Annotated in this window: 5 protein-coding genes and 2 pseudogenes; 3 read left to right on the forward strand and 4 right to left on the reverse strand. The window is 62.9% G+C overall.

The genetic code is table 11. The features are described 5' to 3' along the window. Positions 1-58: 58 nt before the first annotated feature. Positions 59-526, reverse strand: a pseudogene (locus OKC30_RS17785) (flagellin N-terminal helical domain-containing protein); the annotation flags it as partial. Positions 527-944: 418 nt separating this feature from the next. On the opposite strand from OKC30_RS17785, the gene OKC30_RS17790 reads away from it, so the two are divergent. Next, positions 945-1,577 carry a trimeric intracellular cation channel family protein gene (locus OKC30_RS17790; protein ID WP_160838351.1) on the forward strand — a complete coding sequence of 211 codons (633 nt, stop codon included), beginning with the start codon at positions 945-947 and terminating at the stop codon, positions 1,575-1,577. A gap of 114 nt (positions 1,578-1,691) precedes the next feature. Continuing rightward, positions 1,692-2,084, forward strand: coding sequence for a hypothetical protein (locus tag OKC30_RS17795; RefSeq protein ID WP_039038657.1), 393 nt, complete (start codon positions 1,692-1,694; stop codon positions 2,082-2,084). A gap of 75 nt (positions 2,085-2,159) precedes the next feature. Here the strand turns inward: OKC30_RS17795 and thiI are convergent, their stop codons facing one another. Then, positions 2,160-3,608 (reverse strand): tRNA uracil 4-sulfurtransferase ThiI, encoded by a 1,449-nt coding sequence (thiI, locus tag OKC30_RS17800; protein WP_010674285.1) that lies wholly within the window; start codon positions 3,606-3,608, stop codon positions 2,160-2,162. Between the two features lie 164 nt (positions 3,609-3,772). On the opposite strand from thiI, the gene OKC30_RS17805 reads away from it, so the two are divergent. Further along, positions 3,773-4,732 (forward strand): hypothetical protein, encoded by a 960-nt coding sequence (locus tag OKC30_RS17805; RefSeq protein WP_160838353.1) that lies wholly within the window; start codon positions 3,773-3,775, stop codon positions 4,730-4,732. Between the two features lie 87 nt (positions 4,733-4,819). Here the strand turns inward: OKC30_RS17805 and pbpC are convergent, their stop codons facing one another. Both pbpC and OKC30_RS17815 read right to left on the reverse strand, forming a co-directional pair. Then, positions 4,820-7,141 (reverse strand): penicillin-binding protein 1C, encoded by a 2,322-nt coding sequence (pbpC, locus tag OKC30_RS17810; RefSeq protein WP_270664743.1) that lies wholly within the window; start codon positions 7,139-7,141, stop codon positions 4,820-4,822. A gap of 52 nt (positions 7,142-7,193) precedes the next feature. Beyond that, positions 7,194-10,100: pseudogene (locus OKC30_RS17815) on the reverse strand (alpha-2-macroglobulin family protein); the annotation flags it as partial. Between the last annotated feature and the right edge of the window lie 68 nt (positions 10,101-10,168).

Below are 10,168 nucleotides of genomic sequence, written 5' to 3' on the forward strand. Positions count from 1 at the left end.
AGAGCCGGCTGGAATGACGACTATCGGGCTCAGTTATTCTTTGGTTAAAATATCAACAAAGTGTGCTCCCGCCCTGCGCTCCCACTTGGAATTTGTATGTTTTATCCGCAGCAAAGAGATTCGTGCCTGCAAAGGTGGTATCGCTACCGATCCGGGTAATTTCATTCCGCAGCGCAACCACCTCTTTTTGCAAGGCTGCACGATCGTCATCGCTGTTAGTATCATTCGCAGATTGCTGAGCCAGAGTACGCATACGTTGCAACATACTAGTCACCTCGTCCATAGCCCCTTCTGCGGTCTGAGCCATGGAAATACCGTCGTTGGCGTTGCGGTTGCCCTGATCCAGGCCGTTGATCTGGGAGGTCATCCGGCTGGAGATCTGCAGACCGGCCGCATCGTCCTTGGCGCTGTTGATACGCAGGCCTGAAGCAAGGCGGGTATAGGAGGTATCCAGCGACTTGCCGGAGTTCATCAAGTTGCGCTGGGCGTTGAGGGACGAGACGTTGGTGCTGATGTACATGGACATATTGAATTCTCCTGATGAGTCTAAAACTGCGGATCCCAGGGCGCGTTGCGATTGAGATCCATCGTCAGTCCGCAGGGCCAATCCGCTGCCGGTGACTGAGGCAGATCTGATTCAACGTGGTGATGACCAGATCCGCAGCACTGCAAAAAGTTGGATTTCCTGACACCCTTCCATTTGCTTCCCCCTTAGTAACGGCACCACAGCCCGATGCTTTAGAACATTTTTTGCCTCAAAGAGGATAAATCTGTACTGAATCCCACCATGACCGTATTGCCGCCTGATGCTGCCCACTTGCCTACCTCAACCCCTGATCCAGAAACCGGCGCTGGCTCCCACTTTTGCACTCCCGCATTGCTCATCCCCACGGCTTGCCCCTAAAATCGCCGCCCCATCATCTATTGGACGTGAGTTGTTCTCCATGCAGACTCTGGTTGAGCAGATCGTTTACATCAGCGACATGTTTGGTACTGCGGTATTCGCGTTTTCGGGCGTACTGGTGGCGGGCCGTCTCAGGATGGATGGTTTCGGTGTCATGGTGCTGGCGGCGGTTACCGCCATCGGGGGTGGCACCATCCGCGACATGATCCTGGGGGCAACCCCGGTCTTCTGGGTACGCGACCCCCTCTATATCTGGGTGGTCATTACCACGGCGCTCATCGGCATGTGGATGGTCAAACTGCCCCGCCGCATGCCCTGGTATGTGCTGCCGGTGGCAGACGCCTTCGGGTTGGCGCTCTTTACCGTGATCGGGGCACAAAAAGCCCTCAACTTTGGTACATCGGGGCTTATCGCCGTATTGATGGGCACCATGACGGGGGTTGCGGGCGGCATGATCCGTGACGTGCTGGCCCGGGAAGTGCCCATGGTGCTGCAAAAGGAGATCTACGCCACCGCCTGCATTCTGGGCGGCATCCTCTATACCTTGTCGCTGGAAGTCGGGGTAGAGAGGGTCAGCGCCATGCTCATCAGCATGCTCGGGGTGTTTGGTCTGCGGGTAGCGGCCATCTACTGGCACCTCTCCCTGCCCACCTTCTCGCTGCAGCGCAACTGAGAAGCCTCAGAGTGGGCGAGATCCCATCCCGGCAGGGACAAGATTGAACCAAGTTCGCTTTTCTGTTGTCATACAGGAGTCGTTTCAATCCGGACTCTCTCAATGCATTCTCTCATGCAAAAACTTGGGCTCATTACCACGCTTGTTCTGATGATGGTGGCAGCGGCTCATGCGGGGGCACAGGCCCTGTTCGGGCGTCTGGCATCCACCCCGGTGCAGCAGTTCAACCAGCAGATCCGTCAGGCGAGCAGCAGTCAGCAAGGCTGGGTCAACGACTATCGCGAAGTGGCTCGCCGCTTCGTCGGCCATAAAGATGTACCCACCCGTATCCATGCTCAACAGCTGGACAACGATCTGGTGCTCTCGGTGGCCCTTGATGGCCAGCGTAGCGACATGCTCTACATCCTGACCCTGTTTCGCAGCAACAACCTGTGGCAGATGCGTCAGGCCGAGATGGGCTGGCGCTGTCAGGGTCAGGAAACCTTCACCCCGGTCCCCTGCCCCTGAGCATCTACCTTCATCCGAGTGAAATAAAAAATCCGGCGCCTTGGCCGGATTTTTTATACGCGTCTTGCCGTCACATCACGGACGGTAGACCTTGACGTTGGCAAAGCCCTTCTCTTTCAGGTAAAGCGCCTGCAACTTGCTCATCACGCCGCGATCGCAATAGAGCAGGTAGGTCTTCTCTTTCGGCAGATCACCAAAGGCGGTGGCCAGCTTGAAGAAGGGGATATGCATGATCTCGCGCCCTTCCACCACCAGCGGCTTGTCGTCATGCTCCTCCATGGAGCGAATGTCCAGGATCACCTCGTCGTCACCGCTCTCGGCGGTGGTCTCCACCTCCTGCACCTCGGCGGCGGTCTCTTCACCGATGCGACGAATGTCGAGGTAACGGGCCTCGGCCACCACCTTGTCCAGAATGGCAAAGTCGAAGTTCTCCTCTTCCGCCTCGATGCGGGAGAGCTCGGCCTTCACGGTCGGCTTCTTGGAAATCACGCCGCAATACTCCGGCATGGTCTCCGCGAACTCCAGGGTACCGATGCGGCGCGCTTCGCTGATGATGTCCGGCTTGTCCCAGGTGATGAGGGGACGCAGGATCACCTTGTCGGTCACCCGATCGATCACGTTCAGGTTGGTGAGGGTCTGGCTCGAGACCTGACCCACACACTCGCCGGTCACCAGGGCCGGGATCTGGAATTCGTCGGCCACCTTGGCAGCGGCACGCATCATCATCCGCTTGAGCACCACCCCCATCTGGCCGTTGTCGATCTTCTCGAGGATCTCGGCTACTACCGGCTCGAAGTCCACCGCGGTGAAGCGCACCCGGTGGGAGGAGCCGAAACGGTTCCACAGGTGATAGGCCACCTGCTTGACGCCAATCTCGTGAGCCGCCCCACCCAGATTGAAGAAGCAGTAGTGCACCCGGCAGCCGCGCTTGATGAACTGGAAGGAGGCGACACCCGAGTCAAACCCGCCGGAGAGCAAGCTCAGCACATCTTCCTGGGTGGCGATGGGCATGCCGCTCAGCCCCTGGTGGATGGCGCTGACGATGAAAAGCTCCTCGCCATCGATCTCGAGGTTGATCTTCACATCCGGGTTCTTGAGGCGCACGCCGTTGCTCACGCAGTGCTGGTTCAAACCACCGCCCACGTAGCGCTCCACTTCGAGGGAGGAGAACTCGTGCTTGCCGTGGCGCTTGGCACGCACGCAGAAGGTCTTGCCCTCGAGCTGATCACCCCAGACGGCTTTCACCTGCTCGAAGATGTCGTGCAGGTCGGTAAACTTGCTGGCCTGCACCTCGAGGAAGGCCTGAATGCCGGGGATGCAGGCCAGGGCTTCGATGGCTTGCTCGCGGAACTGGTCATTGCGGGAGCTCACGATCAGCTTGTCCCAATCCATCCGCACCCGGGCATCGTCGTCAAAGCGGCGCAGGACATTGCGGATATTGCCCTGCAGGATCTTGATGAAGCGCTGGCGAACCGACTTGCTCTTGATGGTGATTTCAGGGAACAGCTTGATAATGAACTTCATGGTAATGACTCGGGTGGCCTTGATTTAAGGGCGCGAATTATATCAGAACTTTGTGACCAGCGCCTACTGCATGAGCGGCCGCTCACATTCCCCCACGCAAAGTTTGCCGCATCCGGGCAATCATGCGTATATTCCCACCCCTGCATCCTGGCAACACAGCATTCATGAAAACCCATATCTACTACCCCGGCATGGAGGTACGCGACGAGCTCTGGCTCAAGTTTGCCCTGCTCTATCTGGAGCGGCTCGCCTTCGTCTTCACCGTCAGTGAGAAGAGCGGTCTCACCGCCCTGCTGGAGACCCTGCGCCAGCAAACCGACCTGTTGGCCGAGCCGCCACGACCCGCCTTCTTCGCCGATATCACGCCCCAGGTGGAGAGCCAGATTGCCGGTCTGGTCGCCCCCGATTTTGTCCGCCACAAGGTATTTGGCAACAGGGAGCTCATCGCCCGCTGGCGTTCAGCCCCCAACCACGACTGCTTCTGCCCGGCTCAGGCGGGACTGGAGCGGCTGCACGGGTTTTGTCTGACCCACGGCTTTGCGACGCAGGATGAAGGGGGGATCAGAATGGCGCGCCGCTTTGCCAACCTGCTCTCCATGCGCCTCGCCCGTGAGTGGGCACTCGCCAATGACGGGGCGCTTATTACCGATCACGACTATCTGGATCGGCTGCTCCATCTGCTCGAATCCCGCTACCACAATCGCGGCGGTCAGGATTGCTTCCACCTCGAGATCCCGCTGCAAGTGCCCACTCACCTGGCCGACATCCCGTTTGCAGAGCTCATTGCCCTGCGGGGGCGAAGCGGCTTTCGTCAGCAGCTCGCCGAGTTCCATCATGCCCTCGATGCCCTGCTCGCCATGCTGGGCAGCGGCTACGCCGAACCCGCCGTGTTGACCCGCTTCGAGCAGGCCCAGCAGGGGTTCACACCCTTGCTGGGACCCGAGACCGTCACCCTGCCGCTCACCACGCTCGTCAGTACTGGCTTACCGGCCATGGCGATGATCCACCACCTCAAGGGGAGTCACCGACAGAGCGACCTGGTGTTTCATCCCATCAAGAAGAGCCACTTCCACCAGCGCAAGAGCCGGCATTTCTTCACCCGGCTGGGGCAGGTCAAGCCCTGACTCCCCGTCTCTGCCGGGAATCGACAATCAACTGACGGCATCGGGACCATCCCCGATGCCGTCAGTATTCTGGCGCTCACCACGCCCTCAGGAGGAGTTTTCCAGCCGAAACTCGATGCGATCGCTGTTTCCCGCCTCATCCACCACCACCAGCTGATAGCGGCCCGCCTTGCTCACTACTTGATCCCCGTCCCAGCGCAGCCGCTGGCCGTTGAGAAACCATGCCGGCTTGCCGACACCGCCCAGCACCCTGGGCTGCAACCGATAGCGCTGACTGCGGATAAGGTTGCCCTCCCCCAGTGCCAGGATGCGGATGGGGGCCTGCTGCTCGGCGCTCTGTCCCTCCCCCGCGCAGCCCCTGGCAAGCAGCGCCTGACGCCGCTCGCCCGGTGAGCGCCATGGCTCCAGCGACAGCGGCCAGAGCGCTCTAAAAGCGGATTGTGCCGCATCGTGGCAGCGGGTCAGCGTCGGCTTGCCGTCGACAGTGAGCGCAACCTGGCGCAGCGGCGAGGGCCAATCCATGGGATCCGGCAAGGTGGGAGGGTCGCGCCCTTCCAGCAGCCAGGCGCTCTGATGCTGCAAACAGGCCTCTGGCAGGGTCGTGCTCGTCTTGCGCCCCAGCGGCCAACAAACTTCGGCCTCGCTCACCGTGTTGGGTTGTGCTGGCAAGGGGCTGTTGTCAGCCAATCGCGAGTAGACCGAGAGCAGCAGCGGCACTGCCGCGCTCTGTCCATAAAAGCCGGGCATGGGGGTGCCATCGGGGCGCCCCAGCCAGACGCCGATGGTCCAACGACCGGAGACCCCCATGGCCCAGCTGTCGCGATAGCCATAGCTGGTGCCGGTCTTCCAGGCCAGTCGATTGACCCGGCCGGTCGCCTCACTGGCAAAGGGCTGATCCGCGCGCCCCTGGGCGTTCAATATCTGCCAGATGATCCAGGCGGCCCCCGGGCTCAGCAAGGGGCGTGACACCGCCTGCTGCCCCGCCAGCCAGACCGGCATCGCCACCTGCCCCTGCCGGGTCAGCGAGCTGTAGAGCGCCACCAGTTGCTCGAGCCGAATGCCCGCCGCCCCCAGCGCAATGGCCGGATTGGGCTTGTCGGAGAGCGCCAGCCTCACCCCGGCGTTGTCGAGGCGGCTGACCAGTTTGTCGGCCCCGAGCGCCTCCAGCACCTGCACCGCCGGCACGTTGAGGGATTGCTGCAGCGCCTGGGCGAGGGTTACCGGTCCCTGAAAGGCGCCAGAGAAATTGGCGGGTCTATAGTCCGAGCCCAGCCTTGGCGCATCGGAGAGCAGAGAGGCCGAGTGCACCAGCCCCTCGTCCATCGCCAGACCGTAGATGAAGGGCTTGAGGGTGGAGCCGGGAGAGCGGATCGCCTGCACCATGTCGAGGTAACCGTGGCGACGCAGATTGCCATACTCGGCGCTGCCCACATAGGCGCGCACCGCCATGGTCCTGTTGTCGACCAGGAGCAACGCCGCTGAGGTCTGCTCGGGGAAGCGGCGGATATAGCTCGCCACCCGCCCCTCCAGCCAACGCTGCAGATCGCCGTCGATGGTGGTATGCACCAGGGCCCCGGCCTGATGGTCGGCGGCGAGGCGGGCAAACAGCGGCGCCTCCATCGGCGTGAAGTGACCGCGGGCCAGCACAGGCTCGATGCGCCCCTCCTGCCACGCCTGCTCTGGCCAGACACCTTGCGCCACCAGCCGCTGCATCACCTTGTCACGGGCGGTGCGGGCCCGCTCGGGATGCCGGTCCGTCCGGTTGCGGCTGGGAGCCTGCGGCAGCACCGCCAACAGCGCCGCCTCGGCATAGGTCAGCTTGGCTGCACTCTTGCCGAGATAGGCAAAACTTGCGGCCTGCACCCCCTCCAGATTGCCGCCAAACGGTGCCCGGTTGAGGTAGACGGTAAGCAAGGTGCGCTTGTCATAGTGCCACTCCAGCTGCAGCGCACGCGCCATCTGGCGCAGCTTGCCGGGCACGCTCCTGTGGTAGGACTCGATAAGGCGCGCCACCTGCATGGTGAGGGTCGAGCCCCCCGACACAGCGCGTCCGTAATGCAGCCACTGCCAGATCCCGCGCACCATGGCCACCGGATTGACCCCGGGATGACGCCAGAAATGGCGATCCTCGTAGCCCAGCAGCGCCTCGATATAGCGGGGGGAGACCTGCTCCAGGGTCACGGGGTAACGCCACACGCCGCTGGTATCGGCAAAGGAACGCAGCGGTCGCCCCTTCATGTCGAGCACCACCCGTGCGTAGGCAGGGTCGAGCGGCGGCGGCGGGAAAATACGATCCAGCGCCAGCAATGACAGGAGCAGTGCTACAACACCCAGCACCGAAAAGCGCAGCCAACGTGGCAGGCCACCAAGCCAACGCAAGCCAGCGTGGCCAGTGCGACCCAATTTCAGCCAGCCACGCTGCCAGAAAGTGAGCGGGCGAACCCGCTCAAGGGAGGGTTTGTTACTCAGAGATGATCACCTCGTGGATATCCTCACCCACAGCCCGGATCTCGGGTCGGTACATATCCTCCACCTGGGTCGGCGGCACCTGATAGCGACCCGGCGTCACCGCCCGCATCAGGTAGACCAGTTGCTGGTTGCTCCCGGCGCTTAGATCCAGCGCCGCCGTGTAGCGGTCATCGCGAAACTCCTGATGCTTGAGATAATCGTTCCACTCGCTCTGCCACGCCGGTTTCCCCTCGATGGAGAGCTCTTCGAGCTTGATGCTATTGCCAAGGGCCGGGTTCTCCAGCTCGAAGCCAGCGGGCACCATCTCCACCAGCAGGGCATCGGGCACCGCCGATTCACTGCTGACATTGAGCCGCACCACCACCAGATCGCCCACCTTCACCTTGGTCGGGTCAAAACGCTGACCGTCGCTGTTGAACCAGCTGCGGGTCACGCTTATCCCCTGACTCAATCTGGTAGGAGCCTGTTCGGGGTAGCCGACCAGGGTGCGCTGCACATAGAGGGATCCCTTGCCCTCGTTGGTGACGGTGCTCGCCGCCAGTGCCTCGGGGGCACCCTGCTGCAGCGGAACCGAACCGCTCAGGGATCCACTGCCAAGAGAGGAGGTCACCCTGGCCTGCCAGTCGACGGCCGGATCGACGCGGGCGAGTCGCAGCAGAGCGAGCCGCTCCTGGGTACTGAGCCACTGACGGTGAGCCAGGGTATCGGCCACCTTGGCACTGAGGGCCGGCCAGATCTCCGCAGCCAGCTTGTGCTGGCGCAGCAGGGAGAGCTCAAGGGCTTGGTCGCGCAGCGGCGAGCCGTAATCCCCCAGATAGTCGTCCCCGCGCTCGGTCGCCAATGCCCGACTGAGGGCCTTGGCGGCGTTCTGCTCATCCCCCATGGCCGAGAGCGCCAGCGAGAGGTGCAAGAGCGGCAAGCCGGAGCGGGCATGATCGGCCTGCTGCTCCCAGATAAGGCGCAGGGTAGCGAGCGGCGCCTTGCCCACCCGGGCCAGCACATAGGCACTGTAGGCCTGATAGGCCAGCCGGCTGTGCTCGGGGGCACTGCTCCAGCGCTCACCATACTGACTGTCGGTGAGATAGCTTTGCAGCCGGTTCAAAGCCTGATTGAGCATCGCCTCCGGCACGGCGTCGCCCGCTTCCTTGCGCGCCAGCAGGTAGTCGGCGGCATAGGCGGTGAGCCACTGCTCCTCGTCGGAGCGACCATCCCACAGGCCAAAGCCGCCGCTTGGCAGTTGCAACCGCTGCAGCCGTTGCAGCAGGGCGCGTTGCACATCCGCCTCGCTCGCCGGTTTGTTGCCCTGTGCGGGTTTGCGCCAGGCGGCCCGCTCATCGGCCGTGGTCAGCAAGTAAGGCCAGGCACGGGACAGGGTCTGCTCCAGACAGGCGTAGGGGTAGTCGGCCAGCGCCTGCCACTGGGCTGCCGGATCCCAGGGGGGAGTGCCGGAGAGGCTGAGCAGCCCCTGCAGGTTGGCACGATCCAGCCCGGTCAGCTCAGCTGGCGCAAAAGCCATCTCTTGGCCGAGAGCCAGCATCTGGTAGCGCTGGCGAGTCTCGGCAGGCCAGGGGGAACGCAGCGGCAAAGTCCAGTCGCGGCTGATGGCAAAATCCATGCCGCTGGCAGCCAACTGCAGGCTTGCCACGCCGCTCGCTTCGGTCACGGTGAGCGGCAGGGTCAGCCACTGCTCCTCGCCGTTTTTAAGGGAAAGCGTCTCGGGCAGCTCGCCCCCCGCCTGCAAGCCACCGCTTAACGTCCATGCGAGGGAGAGGGTCTGATCCTCACCGCTCATGTTGCGCAGCTGCACCAACGCCCGGGTCTCATCCCCTCTGGCGCCAAAGCGCGGCCAGCCGATCTCTGCCACCAGCGACGCCACCACCTTGACGGCGCGCTCGGCCTCACCGACTTGCTGTTCGTTCCAGGCCAGCGCCATCAGCGCCAGTTCGCCGTTGAAGTTGGGCAAATCGAGCGGGATCACCGCCTTGCCCTGCTCGTCAAAACTCACCTCGCCGCTCCAGAGCGCAGCGATCTCGACCCGGCTCTCCAGCGCGCCCCCTTTTTTCAGCGGCGCCCGGTCACCCCCGTAGTTGAGGCGGGCCAGCTTGCCATCCTGTGGCGGGATCACCTGGCCGTAGTTGTCGAACAAATCCTGGGCGAAGCGCTTGCGACCAAAGAAGATCTCGAACGGGTCGAGGGGCTGGTAGTCGCTGATATTGAGCACGCCCCGATCCACCGCCGCCAGCACCACGCGGCCCTGACTGTTGGGGGTGGAGGTGGCGGTCACTTCCAGCCGGGTGAGCGGCACCGTTTTGTCCGGCGCGCTCAGGGTAAGCGGCAGACGGCGCGCTTCCCGATCCAGGGTGAGCGGCACCAGACCGACCGATCGCAGGCTCTGCACACTCTTTTGGCTCACCGGCTTTGAGTCACTGTCTGGCGCGGCGATCTGGGCCGAGATATGCAGGTCATGGCGCTGCCACTCGGGGCTGACCGGGATCTCGAACTCGCCGCGGGCATCCTTGGCATCGCCGCCGGCGCCCTTGAGCTCGATACGCTGCCACCAGCGCAGGCCGTCGCCATCTTCCACCATCAGCAACCCCTTGCCGGGGCGCGGGGCCACCAGGGTCACGTTGGCCTTCTCCCCGGCCTGATAGGCGCGCTTGTCGAGGGTAATGGCAATCTTGTCGGGCCGCGCCTGCTCCCCACCGCCGCCCCAGGCGTAACTGCCTATCTCCACCCGCAGGCTCGATTGATGTCCCTGACTGTTCTCCACCTCCAATCGATACCAGCCCGCCGCCAGTTGCAGCGTGAGCGGGGTCGGCCCCTTGCCATCCAGCTGCAGGGTCTGCTCCTGCTCCAGATAGGGCTGGCTGTTGAATTCGTACTTCCACCCCTCCCCATCTTAAATGCGAAAGGGGACTCCCTCCGACGTAGGTGGGAGGGGAATTTCGCCGGGGCGTCAGCCCCGCT

It is taken from the genome of Aeromonas sp. QDB18, assembly GCF_027705325.1.
Taxonomy (GTDB): Bacteria; Pseudomonadota; Gammaproteobacteria; order Enterobacterales; family Aeromonadaceae; genus Aeromonas; species Aeromonas caviae.